The 19,886-nt window shown below is 61.8% G+C and carries 22 protein-coding genes; 9 read left to right on the plus strand and 13 right to left on the minus strand.

From position 1 onward, the window contains the following. Nucleotides 1-142: 142 nt before the first annotated feature. The 3 genes from ACLRGI_RS12820 to ACLRGI_RS12830 all read right to left on the minus strand — a co-directional run bounded on the left by ACLRGI_RS12820 (nt 143) and on the right by ACLRGI_RS12830 (nt 2,681). Nucleotides 143-682 (minus strand): hypothetical protein, encoded by a 540-nt coding sequence (locus ACLRGI_RS12820; RefSeq protein ID WP_419202027.1) that lies wholly within the window; start codon nt 680-682, stop codon nt 143-145. Next, nucleotides 663-1,733 carry a hypothetical protein gene (locus ACLRGI_RS12825; RefSeq protein WP_419202028.1) on the minus strand — a complete coding sequence of 357 codons (1,071 nt, stop codon included), beginning with the start codon at nt 1,731-1,733 and terminating at the stop codon, nt 663-665. Before ACLRGI_RS12825 ends, ACLRGI_RS12820 begins: the two co-directional genes overlap by 20 nt. 99 nt (nt 1,734-1,832) lie before the next feature. Beyond that, nucleotides 1,833-2,681 (minus strand): isocitrate lyase/PEP mutase family protein, encoded by an 849-nt coding sequence (locus ACLRGI_RS12830; RefSeq protein ID WP_419202029.1) that lies wholly within the window; start codon nt 2,679-2,681, stop codon nt 1,833-1,835. Nucleotides 2,682-2,791: 110 nt separating this feature from the next. Between ACLRGI_RS12830 and ACLRGI_RS12835 the strand changes: the two genes are divergently transcribed. The 3 genes from ACLRGI_RS12835 (at nt 2,792) to ACLRGI_RS12845 (ending at nt 5,009) form a co-directional block, all read left to right on the plus strand. Continuing rightward, entirely contained in the window at nt 2,792-4,099 is a 1,308-nt protein-coding gene (locus tag ACLRGI_RS12835) for an aminotransferase-like domain-containing protein (RefSeq protein WP_419202030.1), read from the plus strand. Beyond that, nucleotides 4,096-4,524 carry a universal stress protein gene (locus tag ACLRGI_RS12840; RefSeq protein WP_261609865.1) on the plus strand — a complete coding sequence of 143 codons (429 nt, stop codon included), beginning with the start codon at nt 4,096-4,098 and terminating at the stop codon, nt 4,522-4,524. The genes ACLRGI_RS12835 and ACLRGI_RS12840 overlap by 4 nt, the downstream gene beginning before the upstream one ends. A 173-nt stretch (nt 4,525-4,697) precedes the next feature. Further along, nucleotides 4,698-5,009 carry a hypothetical protein gene (locus ACLRGI_RS12845; RefSeq protein ID WP_419202119.1) on the plus strand — a complete coding sequence of 104 codons (312 nt, stop codon included), beginning with the start codon at nt 4,698-4,700 and terminating at the stop codon, nt 5,007-5,009. Nucleotides 5,010-5,012: 3 nt separating this feature from the next. Here ACLRGI_RS12845 and ACLRGI_RS12850 read toward each other — a convergent pair whose 3' ends face one another. The 5 genes from ACLRGI_RS12850 to ACLRGI_RS12870 all read right to left on the minus strand — a co-directional run bounded on the left by ACLRGI_RS12850 (nt 5,013) and on the right by ACLRGI_RS12870 (nt 10,755). After that, complete coding sequence (locus ACLRGI_RS12850) at nt 5,013-5,609, minus strand: phosphatase PAP2 family protein (RefSeq protein WP_419202120.1); 597 nt, start codon at nt 5,607-5,609, stop codon at nt 5,013-5,015. A gap of 76 nt (nt 5,610-5,685) precedes the next feature. After that, on the minus strand, nt 5,686-7,215 hold the full coding sequence (locus ACLRGI_RS12855; RefSeq protein WP_419202031.1) for a dihydrolipoamide acetyltransferase family protein: 1,530 nt from the start codon (nt 7,213-7,215) through the stop codon (nt 5,686-5,688). Between the two features lie 96 nt (nt 7,216-7,311). Continuing rightward, nucleotides 7,312-8,292, minus strand: a complete 981-nt coding sequence (locus ACLRGI_RS12860; protein ID WP_062072602.1) for an alpha-ketoacid dehydrogenase subunit beta — start codon at nt 8,290-8,292, stop codon at nt 7,312-7,314. After that, nucleotides 8,292-9,485 (minus strand): pyruvate dehydrogenase (acetyl-transferring) E1 component subunit alpha, encoded by a 1,194-nt coding sequence (gene pdhA / locus ACLRGI_RS12865; protein ID WP_419202032.1) that lies wholly within the window; start codon nt 9,483-9,485, stop codon nt 8,292-8,294. Before pdhA ends, ACLRGI_RS12860 begins: the two co-directional genes overlap by 1 nt. 151 nt (nt 9,486-9,636) lie before the next feature. Continuing rightward, nucleotides 9,637-10,755, minus strand: a complete 1,119-nt coding sequence (locus ACLRGI_RS12870; RefSeq protein WP_419202033.1) for a histidinol-phosphate transaminase — start codon at nt 10,753-10,755, stop codon at nt 9,637-9,639. A 72-nt stretch (nt 10,756-10,827) separates the two neighbouring features. On the opposite strand from ACLRGI_RS12870, the gene ACLRGI_RS12875 reads away from it, so the two are divergent. Beyond that, nucleotides 10,828-11,256 carry a phage holin family protein gene (locus ACLRGI_RS12875; protein ID WP_419202034.1) on the plus strand — a complete coding sequence of 143 codons (429 nt, stop codon included), beginning with the start codon at nt 10,828-10,830 and terminating at the stop codon, nt 11,254-11,256. 28 nt (nt 11,257-11,284) lie between these two features. Here ACLRGI_RS12875 and ACLRGI_RS12880 read toward each other — a convergent pair whose 3' ends face one another. Together ACLRGI_RS12880 and ACLRGI_RS12885 are read right to left on the minus strand one after the other, a co-directional pair. Then, nucleotides 11,285-12,550 carry a hypothetical protein gene (locus ACLRGI_RS12880; protein ID WP_419202035.1) on the minus strand — a complete coding sequence of 422 codons (1,266 nt, stop codon included), beginning with the start codon at nt 12,548-12,550 and terminating at the stop codon, nt 11,285-11,287. A gap of 95 nt (nt 12,551-12,645) precedes the next feature. After that, nucleotides 12,646-12,957, minus strand: a complete 312-nt coding sequence (locus tag ACLRGI_RS12885) for a hypothetical protein (RefSeq protein ID WP_419202036.1) — start codon at nt 12,955-12,957, stop codon at nt 12,646-12,648. A gap of 168 nt (nt 12,958-13,125) precedes the next feature. Here ACLRGI_RS12885 and purB point away from each other — a divergent pair, with 168 nt between their 5' ends. From purB to ACLRGI_RS12910, 5 genes are all read left to right on the plus strand, one after another. Next, entirely contained in the window at nt 13,126-14,532 is a 1,407-nt protein-coding gene (purB, locus tag ACLRGI_RS12890) for an adenylosuccinate lyase (protein WP_419202037.1), read from the plus strand. A gap of 301 nt (nt 14,533-14,833) precedes the next feature. Continuing rightward, on the plus strand, nt 14,834-15,496 hold the full coding sequence (locus ACLRGI_RS12895) for a histidine phosphatase family protein (RefSeq protein WP_419202038.1): 663 nt from the start codon (nt 14,834-14,836) through the stop codon (nt 15,494-15,496). Between the two features lie 263 nt (nt 15,497-15,759). Beyond that, nucleotides 15,760-16,263, plus strand: a complete 504-nt coding sequence (locus tag ACLRGI_RS12900; RefSeq protein WP_419202039.1) for a GNAT family N-acetyltransferase — start codon at nt 15,760-15,762, stop codon at nt 16,261-16,263. A 52-nt stretch (nt 16,264-16,315) separates the two neighbouring features. Continuing rightward, on the plus strand, nt 16,316-16,750 hold the full coding sequence (locus tag ACLRGI_RS12905; protein WP_011776502.1) for an acyl-CoA thioesterase: 435 nt from the start codon (nt 16,316-16,318) through the stop codon (nt 16,748-16,750). 73 nt (nt 16,751-16,823) lie between these two features. Then, the gene (locus ACLRGI_RS12910; protein WP_419202041.1) at nt 16,824-17,189 is read left to right on the plus strand and encodes a nuclear transport factor 2 family protein; all 366 of its coding nucleotides are present in this window, start codon (nt 16,824-16,826) and stop codon (nt 17,187-17,189) included. A 12-nt stretch (nt 17,190-17,201) separates the two neighbouring features. Here the strand turns inward: ACLRGI_RS12910 and ACLRGI_RS12915 are convergent, their stop codons facing one another. The 3 genes from ACLRGI_RS12915 to hpaD are packed head-to-tail and all read right to left on the minus strand — an operon-like array spanning nt 17,202 to nt 19,876. Further along, the gene (locus ACLRGI_RS12915) at nt 17,202-18,005 is read right to left on the minus strand and encodes an HpcH/HpaI aldolase family protein (protein WP_419202042.1); all 804 of its coding nucleotides are present in this window, start codon (nt 18,003-18,005) and stop codon (nt 17,202-17,204) included. Next, nucleotides 17,990-18,775: a 2-oxo-hept-4-ene-1,7-dioate hydratase gene (gene hpaH, locus ACLRGI_RS12920; protein WP_419202043.1), complete on the minus strand. Its 786-nt coding sequence runs from the start codon at nt 18,773-18,775 to the stop codon at nt 17,990-17,992. Before hpaH ends, ACLRGI_RS12915 begins: the two co-directional genes overlap by 16 nt. A 3-nt stretch (nt 18,776-18,778) precedes the next feature. Beyond that, complete coding sequence (hpaD, locus tag ACLRGI_RS12925) at nt 18,779-19,876, minus strand: 3,4-dihydroxyphenylacetate 2,3-dioxygenase (RefSeq protein ID WP_419202044.1); 1,098 nt, start codon at nt 19,874-19,876, stop codon at nt 18,779-18,781. Nucleotides 19,877-19,886 lie beyond the last annotated feature (10 nt).

Here is a 19,886-nt window from a genome sequence, read left to right on the forward strand (position 1 = left end):
TCGGGGCGCGCTGCTCCGTGGGTTCCCCGCTGCCACGTTGCCGAGCCGCTATTCCGTGGTTGGCCCGCGACGGAATAGCGGGCTGGCAACGAATTAGCGGGCTGGCGGTCGGCTGGGTGGGGGCAGGCGGTCGGCTGGGCAGCTATGCCGTTGCAATGGCCAGCACTCGCCGGAGTGCCCACGCCACCCTCAGCAGGGCCAGGACTGAAGCGAAAGTCAGCATGAAGACCACTGCTTCCGGGATCCAGAGGCCCGTGGCTGCGTCTCCTTCGAGGACCACCGTGACCAAAGCCGCAACCACCAGTAGCCCCAACCCGGGGATGGCAAAGAGGAACACCTCGCCAATTTGGCGTCGGTGAGAGGCGGACAGTTTCTCAAGGGGAAGTTCCCGCTGACCCGGTGCAGCCTTCTTTCCCAGCACATTGATCAGCATGGACACACTGGTTAGAGTCAGGCCGGCAGTAGCCCCGGCCAGGGTGGCGAGGGTCTGGAACAAGGTTCGCCGCGCACCAGGGTCCACGCCCTCCAACATCAGGGGTTGACGCGCCAGCAACGCGATTCCCAGCCAGATCACAACGGCAATCGCAGCCCATCCGAAGTCAGCGCCGGGATGCAACAGAAACCAGCGCCACGGAGTCTTTCGGCGCCCGCTTCGCTCCACGTCAACCTCGTACAAGCTCATGATCTGCACCGCCTTGGTTCCCGTGGGCTGCTTGCCCGGCTGTTTCAACTTGCCCGGCTGTTTCAGCGCTCTTCTCAGCGGCGGCCAGGGTTGCCCGAACAGTGGCCATTCCACCCGCAACGAGGTCCGGCACCAGCCCCGAATCAGCCGAGCCTTTGATGTCAGGCAAGGTCCTGGCGAAGAATGCTTCGTTGTCCCTGGCTTGCTTGGTGAGGATGGTGATGGCCTCAGCGGTGGACCTCCGGGGATCGTTGAAGATATCCGGGTCAACCTCGATGTGCGAAATGAAGCGTTCCTTCAGCAGGTCCACCACTTCACGGTCCCCTGTCAGGGAGTCCTTGCCCTCGGCTACCACGTAGTCGAAATGCTCCACGGAACCCGCCCTCCGGAAGAGATCAATCAACTGTTGGATACGTTCCCGAATCCGCTGCTTGTCCTCGACCTTGCCCGACCTGCCCACACTCAAGGAAATCCGGAACGTGCCCTCATTCATGAGCCGCGAGGCGCTGTCCAAAACGTCAGCCCATTCGCCCTCCATGAGCTTTCCGGACAGGCGTTCCGCAGGAAGTGCGAACTCGAAACGGCTCACCTCCAACCGGGTCAGGATTTCGTCGATATCCTCCCGGACAACCGGAACCAGGTTCGGCTCAAGCCCCAGCATTCCCTCGAGATACTCGCCCATCCTGGACGCCCGGGGTCCGTTGCCACTGGTCAGCACCGCGATGACGTTCCTCTTCAAAAAGGCAAAGTAGGTAGTCTCCAGCAGATGATCCCCCGGAGCCAAAGGCAGGGGTTTCCGCCGACCAAGGGCATCGCCGACACTCGGGAGATTGGTATCCCTCACCCGGTCCAACAGCAGCACGGGATGAGGTGCTGACGCCACTGCCTGAGCCAGCAACACGGTGCCGTCAGCACTGGTGAAGTGCCTGTCCGTCTCCGCATCCTGGGCTTTCTTCAGAACCTCGGCAACGCGGCGCGCTGGAAAAGGACGGCTGAGCTCCTCACCGTTCAGCTGCTCGATCCGCCAGAACTGCACACTGCGCCGTGCCATGGATTCTCCCCTCGTCTTCCGTGACCCACGCTAGAGGCGAGCTCTGACATTAAAGCCGCGCGCCGCCGTCGTGCCTCTGGTTCAAAGGCTTTACTGGGTTCAAAGGCTGTATTTGGGCCCGGGTGCGAAAAGCGAGTCCATTTCATCGTGGCTTCGCGTGCCGGCCAGCCCCGCCCAATTGCCGTCACCGAGAATTTCCTTCGCCACCCGCGCCACCTTGGCGTACGCCGCTTTGGCAGTGTTGCCACCAATGCTGACGCGACGAACTCCGGCGTCGTGCAGTTCAAGGGGTGACGGCGCACCGACGCCCGCCAGCGCGTTGAGCGGCGCAGGAATGCGGCTGGAAAGCTCATGCAGGACATGGAGATCCACGACGCCGGGCACGAAGATTCCGTCTGCACCCGCAATGAGGTAGGCCTCGGCACGCCGCAAAGTCTCGTCATAGGCGTCGTCCGGGAACTGGCCCGACAGGTAGGTGTCAGTCCGGGCGTTGATGAACAGCGGTATTCCACGATCGTCAGCAACAGCGCGGATCAAGGCGATCCGGCGTGACTGTTCGGCGATGCCCGTGAGCGGCTCGGTAGCGGAGTCCTCGATGTTGATTCCCACGGCCCCCTCGTCCAGGACAGCGTGGACTGTGGCCCTAAGTTCGTCGTCGTTGCGCCCGTAGCCGGTTTCAATGTCCGCCGAGACCGGCAACCGGGTCGCCCCCACAATGCGTCCGAGTGCAGCCATAGCCAGGCCCCACGGCACGTGATCGCCGTCCCGGAAACCCAGGCTCCAGGAGACGGCCGAGCTTGAGGTGGCAATCGCCGTCGCCCCCGCCTCCTCTACTACGCGGGCCGAGGCCGCGTCCCATACGTTCACAAGGACCAACGGGGCGGGCCCGGCGTCGTGGAGTTTATGGAAATGCTCGGCCTTGGTCACGGGTCCCCGGTGCGGTGTCATAGCTACATTCCAGCCGTTCCCGATCACGGCGTAAAGCTTGGCCTGAGGAAATAGGGTGATCCGAAAACAACTGTTGCCTAATTAGCAACATCGAGGAGTATCCTGTCACTGTGACCCACGAAACATTGGATGCCGGCGCAACGTTGCCCGCTGAAGCCATCGACGCCATTGAGCGGGCGGCCACGGCTGCCCACCCGCACGAAGAATTGTTCTCCGCGCGAGCCGCCAACATCAAGCAGTCCGCTGTCCGGGATGTCTTCGACATTTCGATGCAGCCGGGCCTCGTTTCCCTCGCCGGCGGCAACCCGTACCTGCAGTCCCTACCGCTCGAGAAGCTTGGCCAAACAGCGGCTCGCATCATCGCCGAGGAGGGAATGACCGCCCTGCAGTATGGTGGCGGCCAAGGCACGGAGGAACTCCGCGAACAGATCTGCGGCATCATGGCGACCGAAGGAATCACCGACGCCCTTCCCGAGAACATTGTCATCACCGCCGGATCGCAGTCGGCCCAGGATGTCGCCACTAAGGTGTTCTGCAACCCCGGCGATGTTGTTCTGGTGGAAAACCCTACCTACGTGGGCGCCCTGAACACGTTCGAGGCCTACCAAGTCCAGGTGGAACCCGTTGAAATGGACGACGACGGCCTGGTACCCGAGCTGCTTGAGGCCAGGATCGCTGCGCTGCAGTCCGAAGGCAAGAACATCAAGTTCCTGTACACGATCCCCAACTTCAACAACCCCTCCGGCATCACTTTGGCCGAGGAGCGCAGGCAGCGGATCGTCGATATATGCCGGGAAGCGAATATTATTGTCCTCGAGGACAATCCCTACGGACTGCTGCGGTTCGACGGCCACCCGATCGCCCCTATGCGCGCAGCGAACCCGGATGACGTCATCTACTTGGGCTCATTCTCCAAGATCTTTGCTCCAGGGCTGCGCATCGGCTGGGCCTTGGTTCCCGCGCACTTGCAGCGTCGTTTCTATCTTGCGTCCGAGGCCGTGACCCTCTGTCCGCCTCCCCTGAATCAGATGCTCGTCTCGGCATACCTTCGCGAGTACGACTGGGAAGGGCAGATTGACACCTACCGGACGCTCTATGCCGAGCGCTGCCAGGCACTGCTGTCCGCGCTCGACGAATACATGCCTGCCGGCCTCACCTGGACACGCCCGGATGGCGGCTTCTTCGTGTGGGTCACTCTCCCTGACGGCGTGGACACCTATCCCCTGCTCGGGAAGGCAATCGACGCCGGAGTGGTCTTCATCCCCGGTGCAGCTTTCTCCCCGGCTGACGGCCCCTCCAACAAGCTCCGGCTCGCTTTCAGCGCCGTGCCGCCGGATACGATAGCCGAAGGTGTCCGCCGCTTGGCCCCTGTCCTGGCGGATGCCATTGAAGCTACCAATGAAGGAGCACCACAATGACCGGAGTTGTGATCGTCGGAGTAGACGGCAGCGAGACCGCAATGAGGGCAGCGCAGGCCGCCCAGCAGTTGGCGATCGGCCTCGGAGCCAGCCTGCGCGTGGTCAGCGCCTTCGACAGCAACCGGACAGAGGTGGTTGAGATCGGCACCGACAAGTGGATCGTCTCCGACGCTGCCGAAGCTGAAGCTGTTGCTCGCGCCGTCGCCGAGCGCCTGACGGACGACCGCCTCGAGGTCACCTACTCGGCCGCCCGCGGCAAACCGGGTGAAGCCTTGGTCAAAGAAGCTGAAATGCAGGATGCCCGCCTCATCGTGGTGGGAAACCGTCGCATGCAGGGCTTGGGTCGCGTCCTTGGCAGCGTAGCCAACACGGTTGCACACACCGCACCCTGCGACGTCTACATCGCTAAGACAGACCAGCCGTAACGCGAGCTGGATCACGACGCCGGGTGGGGAGCCTCACCCGGCGTTTGGCTTATTTTCGACCTATCCCGTGAAGTCATCGTTATAAAATCGAGATGCCCGCAATGGCGCGCGCCACCTCCACTTACTGACTTCAGGGGATCATTTTCTTGCTTACTTTGCAGCCGCGCCAACGCGTGGGACACGACATCCTGCTTGCCCGCCATGGCAACCACATCAGCACCATGCGCTATGACCGAATCAACGATCGCATCATCGCCATGCTCGACGACGGCTCCTGGGACAGCGCTCCGAACATGATCTCCCCCAGCCTTGAGATGCCGGAGACGATGGGCAGCGTCTTCCGCAAGGATTGGCGCTTCCTGTCCCTGGCTTGCGTGGCCATGGTCACCGTTGCCGCCGTCGCCATGGGCATCAGCGTCGAGATGGCAAACCAAATGTCGACGACGGAACTTCAGGCGCTGCTGGTCAGTTACCCGGCGTTCTAGCTCCTAGAGCATCCACTCCCGCAGCAGCCACCACAGGCCGGCGATCACAATGCCGCCAAACAACGAGCCTGCAATAACCTGAGCGAGAGTGTGGGCGCGCAATACCAGTCGCGACCAGCCAACCGCCGGCACCAGGAGCAACAAAGGGAGCCACGCCGGCCCAAACATCATCACGGTAATCACGACGGCCGCCGCAAGAGCGGAGGCATGACCGCTCATTTTCCAGAATGCACTAACGACCGCCAGTACCCCGATCCCTCCGATGAGGGCGAGGATCATCACCGTGACACTCACCGGGCCACCGAGCAAACGCAGCACGAGCAGGCCAACCAACACGGACGCCAAGGTCAGCAGCAGCAACGCCGGCCGCTGACGTCTGTCGCTGACATGGTGATCCGTGATCTTGCCGAGCTTCACCATCACCAGCACATAAGCCAACGGCAGGACGCAGACGAACATCGCGGCGAGCAACCCGAACCAGACGGTCCCCGGGAAACCGGGTTCGCTGGCCGGACTGATTAGCAGCAGGACCAAAACGACAACCGGCGGCTGTAAAACTTCCGTCAGCACCCGGGCCACCGTGCGCCATGGTCCTGTCAATAGTTGTGGGGGCAGATGGCCGCGATCCTGGATTATTGTTTCTGTGCCACGGGCAGCGCCCGAGTCGGGTTGCTGGTCAGTCAAGCAGCAGGGCCGGTTCTTCAAGAATGGATGCGACGTCCGCCATGAAGCGGGCGGACAAGTCCCCGTCCACCACGCGGTGATCGAAGGAACCTCCAAGTGTGGTGATCCAGCGCGGGATAACTTCGCCGTCCAAGACCCAAGGTTTCTGCTTGATGGTTCCGAACGCAATGATGGCTACTTCGCCTGGGTTGATGATGGGTGTTCCCGTATCAATGCCGAGCGCGCCGATGTTGGTGATGGTCAGGCTTCCACCCTGCATCTCAGCCGGCTGCGTCTTCCCTGCCCTCGCTTTGGTTGCCAACTCGTTGAGGGCCAAGGCCAATTCCTTGAGGGAAAGGTCCTGGGCGTCCTTGATGTTCGGGACCATGAGCCCGCGGGGCGTGGCGGCGGCGATGCCCAGGTTCATGTAGTGCTTGACCAGAATCTCCGCGCTGCCCTTAGCGTCGGCGTTATCCACCCAGGTCGCGTTGACGCTGGGGTTGCGGGCTGCGGCCCAGATAACGGCCTTGGCAAGGATGAGCAGCGGCGAAACCTTGATGCCTTCAAAGTCGCGGGAGACCTTCAAGCGTTTGACGAATTCCATGGTGCGGCTGGCATCCACATCAACGAAAATGCTGACGTGGGGAGCCGAAAAAGCTGAATCCACCATGGCCTTCGCAGTGGCCTTACGGACGCCCTTGACCGGCATCCGTTCCACCCGCTGATCCTGGGGTTTCTTTGATGCGCCCCAGAAACTGTCCGCTTGGTCGTGCTCGGCATCGCGCTGGGCCTGATAGCTCACCAGGTCCTCCCGGGTCACTTCACCGCGTTCCCCGGTAGCCACGACGTCAGCGAGGTCAATGCCAAGGTCGCGGGCAAATTTACGCACGGGAGGCTTGGCCAGGACCCTGTTCACCAGACCGCTGATGGTTCCGCTGATGGCCGAGCCGCGTGAGGCCGCAGTCTGCGGCGCCTGCGGTTCGGGCGCGACGACGACGGGTGCCGTGGCCGTGCGGTGTGAAACCGGCGACTCGGCTGCCTTGGCCTCCACTACTGCTTGGTGGTCCTGAACGGTACCTTCGGCACTCTCGGCGACCGTAGCTGCCTCAACCACGGCCCCGGCCGGGCGTTTGCGCGCACGGCGCTTGACGGCGTCGGCCTTGGGTCCTGAACCGACCAACGGACCGCCGGCCGGGCGGTTGTCCTCAGCGTCATCATCGGCGGGCAGCTTGCCGTAAAGAGGCATTTCGACGGCGGGTGCTTCCGGCGCGCGGGGTGTCGCCGGCACTGCTTCACCATCCTGCCCTTCCGAAACGGCAATGATCGCCGTGCCGACCTCAACCGTGATGCCTTCCTCAACCAGGAGCTCCGTGACGGTGCCCGCAAAGGGCGAAGGGAGCTCGACGAGGGACTTGGCGGTCTCGATCTCGCACAAGACATCGTTGATGGCGACGACGTCGCCCGGCTTGACCTTCCAAGCCACTACCTCGGCCTCGGTCAGGCCTTCGCCGACGTCCGGCAGGTTGAATTTCTTTACAGTCACAGTGGTCCTCGGTTTCCGGTCACCCGGCGGCGAAGCCGGGCTGGATCAGGGCGGTTGGTAGGACGGCGGATGAGTAGGACGGTTTGGTAAGACGGTTTAGTAAGACAACGAGCGGTCGAGCGCCTCGAGGATCTTGTCGATGTCCGGCAGGTAGTCCTCTTCCACCTTGGCAACGGGGTACGGCATGTGGAAACCGCCAACGCGAATGACCGGCGCCTCCAGATGCAGGAATGCCCGCTCGCTGATGCGTGCAGCGATCTCGCCGCCGATGCCGCCAAAGGTGGGGGCCTCGTGGGCTACGATCAGGCGGCCCGTCTTCTTGACCGATGCTTCCACGGTGTCAAAGTCCAAGGGCGAGATGGAACGGAGGTCGATGACTTCAATGCTCCGTCCGTCTTCAGTGGCAGCATTGGCGGCTGCCAAGGCAACCGGCACCAGCGGACCATAGGCCACGATGGTCGCATCCGTGCCTTCTCGGACAACGTGCGCCTTGAAAGGATCCTCAGAAAGACCGGCGTTCTCGACGTCCACTTCGCCCTTGAGCCAGTAACGGCGCTTGGGCTCGAAGAAGATGACGGGGTCTTGGCACTCGATGGCCTTTTGGATCATCCAATAGGCGTCATGGGCGTTGGAGGGCGAGATGATGCGCAGGCCCGCAGTGTGGGCGAACAACGCTTCAGGAGACTCGGAGTGATGCTCGATCGAGCCAATGCCGCCGCCGTACGGAATACGGATGACCACGGGGACGGTCAGCTTGCCAAGGCTGCGGGAGTGGATTTTGGCCAGCTGGGTAGTGATCTGGTTGAAGGCCGGGTATACGAAGCCATCGAATTGGATCTCGCACACCGGGGAGTATCCGCGAAGCGCCAGCCCAATGGCGGTACCGACGATGCCGGACTCAGCCAGGGGCGTGTCCACCACACGTTCGTCGCCGAACTCCTTGATGAGGCCGTCAGTGACGCGGTAGACGCCGCCCAGGTGTCCAATGTCCTCGCCCATCAGTAAGGACTTCGGGTTGTTCGTCAGCGATGCACGGAGACCTTCATTGATGGCCTTCGCAATGGTCATGGTTGCCATCAGTTAGCTGCCTCCTCGTCGCTTTCGAAGCCCGCCGAGTATTCCTCGAACCAAGCCAGTTCCTCCGCGATCAGCGGGTGTTGTTCGGCATAGACATTGGCGAAGGCTTCGCGGATATCCGGGACCTCAAGGCCATGTGTTGTGCTGCGGACGTACTTGGCGAGCTCATCCCCGTCAGCCTTGACCTGGTCGAAGAATGCTTCATCCGCCAGCCCTTCGGCGCGCAGGTACTTCTCCAGCCGGTCCAGTGGGTCCTTCTCGCGCCAGGCAGCTTCTTCTGCGGATTCCCGGTACTTGGTGGGGTCATCGGCAGTGGTATGTGCGCCCACCCGGTAGGTGTAGGCCTCGATCAGCACCGGTCCGCGGCCCTCGCGGGCATGCTCAAGTGCCCACTCGGTAACGGCGTGGACGGCGATGACGTCGTTACCGTCCACCCGAATCCCAGGGAAACCGTAGCCTTTGGCACGGTTGGCCAGAGGAACCTTGGTCTGGACTTCAGTGGGCACGGAAATGGCCCAGTGGTTGTTCTGGCAGAAAAATACAACGGGGGCGTCGTACGACGCAGCAAAGACCATGGACTCGTGGACGTCGCCTTCGGAGCTGGCACCGTCACCGAAGTAGGCGATGACCGCAGCCTTGGGGTCAGTGGAGTCCGCGGCAGCCGCGAGCTTCTGGTCCCTTTGGATACCCATGGCATAGCCAACAGCGTGGAGTGTCTGCGCGGCGAGGACCAAAGTGTAGAGGTGGAAGTTGTTCTCCCTGGGATCCCAGCCACCGTTGGACACTCCGCGGAACTGCTTAAGCAGCTCAGCCAAGTCCACGTTGCGGACCAGCGCGACGCCGTGTTCGCGGTAGGTGGGAAAAATGTAGTCCTGGGACTGGCTTGCGTGGCCGGAACCGATCTGCGCGGCTTCCTGGCCGGTCAGCGGCACCCACAAGGCAAGCTCGCCTTGGCGCTGCAGGGCGGTGGCCTCCTGGTCAAAGCGGCGGATCCTGGCCATGTCCGTGTAGAAGACCCGGAGCTTCTCCGGGTCAATCCGCTTGGCGTAGTCCGAGAAGACAGGATCGGAACCCAGCTTCCCGTCGGGCCCGAGCAACTGCACCATTTCCACTGGTTCGCCTGGCGCGGCTGCTGCCGCGGTGCTTGCCGCGAGAGTTTCTTCCGTCCCGGGGGGCAGTTGTGTCGAGCCCATTCCGTCTCCTTGCTTGCCGTGGCGGGTCGCCAGGCAATGTCTGTCGCTGGGATATATGCCCGCTTCGGAATGCATTCCGAAGCGGGCATATATTTTGGCTTTCGTCCCTTACTTTATCGGCAGTAAGTAGTGAAGGCGCATTTGTTAACCGCTAGGAACCTTGCGGAGCCTTTGTATAACCTGCACAGAGAGCCAACAAGCGGGTGTTGGCTTCCTCCTCGCCGATGCTGACTCGTACACCCTCGTTTCCAAAGGCACGAACGGATAGGGCTTGTTCGGCCGCCAAGGCAGCAAACTCCGCGCTGTGCTCACCGAGATTCAGCCAGACGAAGTTGCCTTGAGCCTCGGGAACGAACCAGCCCAAGTCCTTCAGGCCCGTCGCCACGCGATCACGTTCATCCACCAGGCTTTGTACCCTTTCCACAACCTGATCGAAATTCTCTAAGGACGTAACAGCGGCGCGTTCGGCAATTTGGGAAACGGCAAAGGGAGTGGCCGTCACCCGGAGGTGCTGGGTAAGCAAAGGACCGGAGACGCTATAGCCAACGCGCAGGCCAGCAAGGCCGTGAGCCTTGGAGAATGTCCTCAGCACCACCACATTGGGGTATTTGCGGTAGAGCTTGATGCCGTCCACGGCGTCAGCATCCCGCACGAATTCCTGGTACGCCTCGTCGATGACCACCACCACGTTCGGCGGCACGGCCTGGATGAAGCGTTCCGTTTCCTCGGCGGTGAGGATCGGCCCTGTGGGGTTGTTCGGCGTGCACAGGAGGATCACTTTGGTCCGCACGGTAACTGCAGCAGCCATGTTTTCCAGGTCGTGCCGCCCGTCGGACAGCAGGGGGATTTGGACACTGGCCGCACCGGCAAGGCCGACGCAGATGGGGTACGCCTCGAAAGAACGCCAGGCATAGATGACCTCGTCCTGCTTGCCATCGTCGTTCTGTCCGGCGAACGTGGCCAGAATCTGGTTCAAGGCCCCAAGGCTCCCCGCGCCCGTGACGACATCGTCAGCGGGTACATCAAGGAAGCCGGCCAAGGCGTTGCGTAATTTTGTCGCCAGTGGGTCCGGGTATCGATTTATGTCGGTCTGGTCTGCGATTGCCTGCAACACTGCAGGAATCGGAGGCAGAGGATTTTCATTGGACGACAATTTGTAGCTGGTGAGGCCCTCAATTGCAGCAGGGGGTTTTCCAGCCGCATATTTGGGGAGCCTGTCCACGACCGGACGAGGGAGTACGCCCTCCGGTACGTTGTCAGTAGTAGTCATGGCTTCAAGCCTACTTGCCCATCCACGGCTGGCGCCGAGCTCTTGAAGGGGCACGTGTGAAAGCATGGCCACATGGGTTCCTTCATCATTCGTGTCCTGATCAACGGGCTTGCCCTATGGGTTGCCACCTGGCTCCTGCAAGGCATGGACATCTCCACAAGTGCCACCGAGTCGGCCGCCGCTAACGCAGGACTTACCCAGGGCGCAGATACAGCGGGCATCATTTTGGCGTATCTGTTCATCGGCCTGATTTTTGGAGTGGTGAACGCTTTCGTCCGTCCCTTGGTCAGGTTGTTATCCCTCCCCGTGACCATCCTGACGCTTGGCCTGTTCACCATCGTGATCAACGCAGCGATGCTGTACCTGACGGCGTGGCTAAGCTCTTTCACACCTGTGCACCTCACTATCGATTCCTTCTTCTGGACAGCCATCCTTGCGTCCATCATCATCAGCATCATTTCCATGGTGGCGGGCCTGATTCCGGGTACCAGGAAGCGCTAGCAGCTCCGGATCCTCGTCGCCTCCTCCTTTAGGGTTTTACCTTGTTCCGGCTCAAGCCCTCGTATCCGGAGCTCGGTGGAGCTGCGGGACGGATCACCGATGCTTGAACGGGGAGCGGCGCTCTTTCGAGCTTGAACCGAGTCACTTTGGCTACTCCGCCAGCCCCGACCACACCCGCGAACACCGCAGTGGATGCCGCGAGTGACTCGTCACTGCTTGCCTCAACCAGTTGCGCTCCTGCAGCGTAGTTCTCCTGATCGTGCCCAGGACCAATGCCGGGATCTTCCCCTTCGGGGGGCTTGACCTCATTGGACAACGTGACCGTCACCCTGTCCTTTGTATCGGCATTAACCCTCCCGTCGGCTCCGGGTACCCAATCTTGGACGTGTTCCAAATGGAGTGAACTGATGCCCGATTCAGCGGTGATACTTCCAACGGGAGCTCCTGCTGTCAGGACATACTTGAGATCGAATTCGCTGAGGAACGCCTTGTCCTGGCTCAAGTTCATGGCGTGGACACCTCCCTGGCTGTGTCCCACTGCCACAACCTGATCGCCAGCCGAAGCACCGGCTTCACGGAGGGCGTCACCAACAGCCGGGACAACTTCTTCAGAGTCATACCCCAGCGCTTCACCTATTCCTTGGATATCGAACGGATTCGTAGTGGGCGAATCAGGCTGTGTTCCTGGGATCAGCACCATCCATGAAGCAGAGCCGTTCTTGTCAAAGCGAATAACTTCAATCTCACCGTCGTTCCGGGCGTGAAGCCTCTCGAGACGACGAAGGCTTTCCGCCATGGACGGTTGCACGTCCTCGGCGGTCTCCTCCATCTTCTCGATGCTTATCGGGCGGGGTTGATAGGTGGCCAAAAGTGGTGAATCAAGAAAAGTCTGCAGCACGTCGGATACCTGATAGCCAACGGGGATGAGGCGGTTGTAGCCCTCCTCCGTGAGGTCCCGCCCCAACGCCAAAAGGCCATTTGCGCCAGAAAGGCGGTACTGGTCAAAAGCCAGTGCGTGCGGCAGGGCATTCCTGGCCTCCGCCAGCAGATAATCCCGATGGCTGGCACGCACGCTTCGGCTGACTTCCACCAATTCCTGCCGGACCTTTCCCACCTCACTCTGACCCTGGGCCACCGCGTTGAGGGCATTACTGCCGGTGTCATAGGAGTCGTAGAGAAATGGCTCCAGCCCCTCTTGTACCCGGCGGGCTTCTGCTTCGATGCCCAAGAGCTGTTGGACAAGTTCATCAAGGGTGCCTGCACCCCTCAGTAGCTCGTCCAGCTGAAAAGACATTCCTCCTATCCCTCCCCTGATAGCGAGAATCCCATCATTGGCCGGGAGAGAGGGGCGCGGTGCTGCGCCGGCCCCAACGGGGGCCGCATCCGCCATTACGGACCCCGTTCGCTTGACACGGAGACGTTTTGGGAGTGGCGGAGCACAGTGGCTACGGCTGCTTCCAAGCTCTCACGTGCACGCATCAGCGCTGATGCATGCAGGGCAATGGTGGTCCGGTATGCGCGACCCGCGGGAGAAAGCCAGTCATCCACCTGTGCTCTCCGCAGGGACGTGAGGACCATGTCCACTTGGTCTACGCACGCTTGTATTCGCCATGCGAGCCTTTGGACTTCGAGGCTTCGGGAAGCACACTCGGAAGGATCAAAAGTGGGCGGGGTGGGTGCGGGCATCAAGCCGACGCTCATTGTCTGTGTACTCCATTGATTGTTCTGCTGATCGGTAGGGTCGACGCTACGGAGCGGCCGAACCCAAAGGAAGTGCCGCCGTCGGCTATGTGGATAACCTAATCAGCCGTCCACATAGTCCAGTCACCGACTCTCGTCCCCCGCGCGGAACGTGAAAGAATAGACTTCATGGCTGAATCCCACCGCGTCTCCCTCGCTTCCGAACCCCTCGCCCTCGGCGCCCTTGACGGCCGATACCGCGCCGCCGTCGCGCCCCTCGTCGACTACTTGTCCGAGGCCGCACTTAACCGCGATCGCGTTCACGTCGAAGTTGAGTGGCTCATCCACCTGACCAGCCAGTCCGTTTTGCCCGGTGCGGGGCCGCTGTCCGACGAGCAGGTGGCCAAGCTGCGCGCCATCGTTAACGAATTCGATGCCGCATCTGTCAACGAACTGGCCGAAATTGAGGCCGTCACGGTCCATGACGTCAAGGCAGTTGAGTACTACATCGGCCGCAGGCTGCCAGCCATTGGCATCGAGAACCTCACCGCCATGGTGCACTTCGGATGCACCTCGGAAGACATCAACAACCTCTCCTACGCTGTGGGTATCCAGGGTGCCGTGGAGAACGTTTGGCTGCCCAACGCCACCGCCCTCGTGAGGCAGATCGAAGCCATGGCGGAAGCGAACCGCTCCGTGCCCATGCTCTCCCGCACGCACGGCCAGCCTGCCACGCCCACCACACTGGGCAAGGAACTTGCTGTCATTGCGCACCGTTTGAACCGCCAGCTGGCGCGCATTTCCAAAACGGAATACCTCGGCAAGATCAACGGTGCCACCGGCACCTACGCGGCTCACGTCGCTTCCGTCCCAAGTGCTGACTGGGAAGCCGTCGCCAAGTCGTTCGTGGAAGGCCTGGGCCTCACGTGGAACCCGCTCACCACGCAGATTGAGAGCCACGACTGGCAGGCAGAGCTTTACGCTGACATCGCGCGCTTCAACCGCATCCTGCATAACGTCTGCACGGACATCTGGAGCTACATTTCCATCGGCTACTTCCGCCAGATCCCGGTAGCCGGCGCCACGGGTTCCTCCACCATGCCGCACAAGGTCAACCCGATCCGCTTCGAGAACGCCGAGGCCAACCTGGAAATCTCCAATGGTCTCCTGGACACCCTGGGAGCCACGCTGGTCACCTCACGCTGGCAGCGCGACCTTACGGACTCTTCCTCACAGCGCAACATTGGGGTCGCTTTCGGCCACTCGCTGCTCGCGATCTCCAACGTAGCCAAGGGTCTCAAGGCCCTCGATGTCGCGGAGGAAGTCCTCGCCGGCGACCTCAACACCAACTGGGAAGTCCTGGGTGAAGCCATCCAGATGGTCATGCGCGCCGAAGCCATCGCCGGCGTCGAAGGCATGGAGAACCCGTACGAACGCCTCAAGGACCTGACCCGCGGCCAGCGCGTGGACGGCGCACGTATGCAGGAATTCGTTCAGGGTCTTGGCCTCTCCGCCGACGCCGAAGCCCGCCTGCTGGCCCTGACGCCGGGCAAGTACACCGGTATCGCCGACAAACTGGTGGACCACCTTCAGTAAGGCCACCTTCAGTAGAACAGAATGCTCGACGACGGCGGGCCGGGGCTGGGTGCCTCGGCCCGCCGTCGGCGTTAAGGCTGGAGAGCAGACGCGTATTCTCCCCTCCGCGTTCCTCTCCCATCACGCGTTCCTCCCAGTTGCTGTTTGAGCCAGTTACGCGAGCGCTAGCGTCACGGCGTGTCGGGCTGTCCCCCTACACGGGCGGCTGATTGGCTGGAAGCAACTGGGCGGGAGCGTTGGAAGCGACCGGAGCACACTGCCCGGCCCTCGGAACGTCACGACGAAAAGGAGCGGAGCATCCATGAAGCTCCTGTTGATCAGGCACGGCCAGACACCCGGTAACGTTGCAGGCCAATTGGACACGGCTTTCCCTGGGCCAGGGCTGACCGATCTCGGTGAACGCCAAGCGTCGGCACTGCCGGAAGCCTTGGCTGATGAAGCCATCGATGCCCTGTACACCTCAACACTGCTGCGCACGCAGCGCACAGTCGCACCTTTGGTGAAAGCCACAGGCCTGGAGCCGACAATCCTGGACGGCGTCCATGAAATCGAAGCAGGTGCACTGGAGAAGAAAACCGACCACGAATCCCATCGGCGCTACATGAGCACGGTCTTCGCTTGGACGGATGGCGACTTGGATGTGCGCATGCCCGGCGCGTTCGACGGGCACCACTTCTTCGCCAGGTTCGATGCTTGCGTGCAGAAAGTTGCCGCAGCAGGTCACTCGACGGCGGTGATCGTCAGCCACGGTGCAGCGATCCGCTGCTGGGCCGGGCGAAGGGCAACGGACATCGATACCGTGTTTGCCGAAACGCATCAACTCCCGAACACAGGGATCGTGGCATTGGAAGGCGACCCCGAAAGCGGTTGGCGGGTGCTCCACTGGGACCAAATCCCTGTTGGAGGCATGGCGCTGGCTGACCAAACCGCCGAGGACCCCACAGGCGAGGCGCTTCAGCCCTGATCCGGCTTATTCGTAACCTGTTTCGTTCGTGCCTGTTTCGTACCTGTTCGTGCCTGTTTCGTACCTGTTTGTGCCTGTTCAGGGACGTTACGGGGCCCGTTCTGCGCCCCAAACCTGCTCGGGAGAGCGCAAACCGGGCCCCGCAACGCGAGAATGAGTGCATTTCTCCCGACGCTTACGCGGAGGAAACACCACGGTAACCACAGCTCCGTAGGCTTGAGACGCATAGACACCTCCCCGAAAACCGGCGAAATGAGGCAAAGATGCAGACCAACCCACGGCTCAACATCCGGCAGGTTACTTGGGCGAATCCCGTGGGCGCAGACCTCCGCGCCGCACAACAGGCCGAGCTCGATGCGAGGTTCGGAACCACGGACCATGAGCCCGGTCCGCCGCCGTCAGAGGCTGACACCGCTGTGTTTGTTGTGGCCTACGAGAAATGCTCGGGCCAACCTCTGGGCTGTGGCGGCCTGAGAATGCTGGACGAGAAGACGGCCGAGATCAAGCGGCTTTATGTGGTCCCTTACGCCCGGGGCTCGGGAGTCGCGAGCTCCATCCTCGCAGCGCTCGAAGCGCAGGCGCATTCCCACGGCTTCAGCGTGATCGCAGCCGAGGCTGGCTCGGCCCAGTCGGATGGACGCAGTTTCTACGAAAGTGCAGGTTTTGCAGCCGTGCCAAACTTCGGCCCGTACATCGGCGTCAACGAATCATTTTGCTATTCAAAGCGGATCGACTCACACAGCGCCTCACACACAGCAATGGCATAGGTCACGGCTGCAATATCAAGCGAAGGTTGCACCAGTTCGATAATCTCGGATTATGGAAAAAGCAGACATCACCTTCCGCACCCGCAAATGGGTGCGGCCCGAGGACCTTAACGCCAACGGCACACTCTTCGGTGGCAGCCTGCTGAAGTGGATCGACGAAGAGGCTGCGATCTACGCCATCCTCCAACTGGGCAATGGCCGAGCCGTGACCAAGTACATTTCCGAGATCAACTTTGTCAGTTCCGCAGTCCAGGGCGACCTCGTGGAGATGGGACTGACCGCGAAGCGCTTCGGACGCACCTCCCTGACCATGCGCGCCGAGGTCCGCAACATGATCACCCGGGAGGCCATCCTGACCATCGAGGAGATCGTCTTCGTGAACCTCGGTCCCGATGGTCGCCCCCAGCCCCACGGCTACACGGAGATCACGTATGACCGCGACCGCATCCCCACGCATCACCTCACGGAAACCCTGGACGAGGACTGAACCAGGCGGGAACGTTGGGCAAACAACGCAGCCCGGCGTTGAACCCTCGGGCCGCGGAGGGTAGAACGGATAAATGACCAACGACGTGAACTCCTGGATGGATCAGTACGTACGCGCGTGGACCTCAAACGAACCCGACGACATCCGTGCGCTGTTTACCGAGGATGCCGTCTATTCCGACCGGCCGAACACTGAGAAACAATGGAACGGCCACGAGGAAATCGTCCAAGCGTGGGCCGACGCCGGTGATAAACCCGAGGACTGGACCTTTGAATGGACGCTGCTGGGCCAGGATGGTGACACCGCTTTTATCCAGGGCCTGACCACGTATCTGAACGGCGAGCCCACGTATGACAACCTCTGGGTGATCCGTTTCGCCGAGGACGGCCGGGCCCGCGAATTCACGGAGTGGTACATGGCGCGTAAGGGCTCCAACTAGCCAAGCAAAGGCTCAGTAGCTTTCCCGCTCCGCCGTTTCAGACACCGGAACGAACGTTGACGCGAAGCCCTCTGAAGCGCGGGCCAGCACTGCGACATCAGCGCCGACCAGCACAAATGAGGCCCCGGCGTCGAGATAGGCGCGGGCAGTTGCCTCATTGAAGGCGTTCACACCGGCCGGCTTCCCGGCGGCTTTGGCGGCTGCAAGGCAATGCTCGACGACGGCCCTCACCAAAGGATTCTCCTGCTGTCCCAGCAGGCCCATGGAAGCTGCGAGGTCAGATGGGCCAAGGAAGATGCCGTCCACGCCGTCGACTGCGAGGATCTCTTCCACGGCTGACGCTGCAGCCTCGGATTCGATCTGGACCGTGAGGCTGATGGACTCGGAGGCCGTAGCCAGGTAGTCAGGCACGCGGTTCCAGCGCGAGGCGCGGGCAAGTGCCGAGCCAACGCCGCGGACGCCGAGCGGCGGATATCGAACAGCCGCAACGGCGGTGGCTGCTTCGAAGGCCGAGTTCACCATGGGAATCAGCAGGTTCTGTACGCCGAGGTCCAAGTACTGCTTGATAACCACGGTGTCATTCACGGGAGGCCGCACCATGACCTGGAGCGGGTAGCCACTGACCGCATGGAGCTGCGCCACGATGGATTCGAGCCCGTTGGGACTATGCTCTGCGTCAATCAGCAACCAGTCCAAACCGGAGCCGGCACAGATCTCTGCCACCAGCGGACTTCCGGAACACACCCACATACCGGCCAGCGGGCGACCCGCGTCACCAAGGGCCGAGTAGAAGGTGGGGCTCAGCTGAAGTGACATGTCACAACTCCCAACGGTCCGTAATCCGCATGAACGGTATCACCTTTGTACACCCACAGGGGCCGCGTAAACGAGCCCGCGAGGATGATATCTCCGGCTTTCATCGAGTCCCCGTGTGCAGCGATCTTATTGGCCAGCCAGTGGACTCCGTTGGCCGGGTGATCGAGCACTCCGGCCGCCACTCCGGTCTCCTCCACGGTCTGGTTTTTGTACAGGATCGCGGAGACCCAACGGAGGTCGATCGCGTCCGGACGGACCGGGCGGCCGCCCACCACCATGGCACCCATAGCGGCGTTGTCCGAGATTGTATCCACGATGGTCCGGCCCTCCATTTCGATCCTGGAGTCCAGGATTTCGAGGGCCGGAACCACGTAGTCGGTGGCATTGAGGACGTCGAAGATGGTGCAGCCAGGCCCTTTCAGCCCGGATTTCAACACGAAGGCCAGCTCAACCTCCACCCGCGGATGGGTGTACTTGTCCCATTCCACGGAACATCCGGTTTCGAGGACCATGTCATCGAAAATGGCTCCATAGTCCGGCTCCGTGATACCAGTGGCAGCCTGCATGGCTTTGGACGTGAGGCCGATTTTCCGTCCGACCAACGTGCGGCCGGCTTCCTCGTTCCGCCGCATCCACAACTGCTGCACGGCGTAGGAATCTTCTACCGTCATGTCAGGGTAGCGGGCGGTGAGGCGAGGGACCGGTGTACGGGAACGGCCGGCCTCCAGCAGCTCGTCGGCAATGGCTTCGATCGTCTTCGCGTCCAGCATGGTTTAGACCTGCGCTCCGAGCTTGAAGCCCTCGGCAGCCGCACCGGAGGCGTCATCGGGGCGGGTGTAGGAGAAGCCGTCGGCTCCAACGGTGACCGCCATTTCGGACTTGTCCTCACGTTCGATCACGGGCTGCGGGTTGCCGTCGAGGTCCAGGACCAGGGAGGCCTCGGTGTACCAGGACGGCACGACGGAGTTGCCCCACCAGTCGCGGCGCTGGTTGTCGTGGACATCCCAGGTGACAGTGGGGTTGTCCGGATCGCCGGTGTAGTAGTCCTGGGTGTAGATCTCCACGCGGTGGCCGTCCGGGTCCAGGATGTAGAGGTAGAAGGCGTTGGACACACCGTGGCGTCCAGGGCCACGCTCAATCCGGTCCGAGATGCGCAGGGCGCCCATCTTGTCGCAGATCTGGATGATGTTGTGCTTCTCGTGCGTGGAGAACGCGATGTGGTGCAGGCGGGGTCCGTTGCCACCGGTCAAGGCGGTGTCGTGCACGGTCTGCTTGCGGTGCATCCACGCGGCGTAAGTGACGCCGTCGGAGTCCTTGATGTCTTCGGAGACGCGGAAGCCGAGGTCTTCGAGGTACTTGCGTCCGCGCGGGACGTCCGGGGTGACCTGGTTGAAGTGGTCCAGGCGGACCAGTTCGCCGGCGGAGTAGAGGTCGTAGCGCTGGGTGAGGCGTTCGACGTGCTCCACGTCGTAGAAGAACTCGTACGGGAAGCCCAACGGGTCTTCCACACGGACGGAGTCGCCCACGCCCTTGGTGAAGCCTCCCTTGCGGCGCTCCACCCGGCAACCCAACTCCCGGTAGTACGCTTCGGCGGCGTCCACTTCGGCCGGGGACTTTACCCGGTACGCGAACGCAGCGGCAGCGGCCACCGGGCCCTTGCGGAGCACGAGGTTGTGGTGGATGAACTCCTCGAAGGAGCGAAGGTAGATGGTGTTCTCGTCCTCTTCGGTGACGTGCAGGCCCAGGAGGTCCACGTAGAACGCGCGGGATTTGGCCAGGTCCGTGACCACGAGTTCCAAGTAGGCGCAGCGGACAATGTCCGGGGCAGGGACCGTGGGGGTGGGAATGGGGCCGGTGAAGGGGTTGCTCATGGGATTCTCT

The sequence above is a fragment of the Paenarthrobacter sp. PPS72 genome, assembly GCF_048537125.1.
In the GTDB taxonomy this organism is placed as follows: domain Bacteria; phylum Actinomycetota; class Actinomycetes; order Actinomycetales; family Micrococcaceae; genus Arthrobacter; species Arthrobacter nitroguajacolicus_E.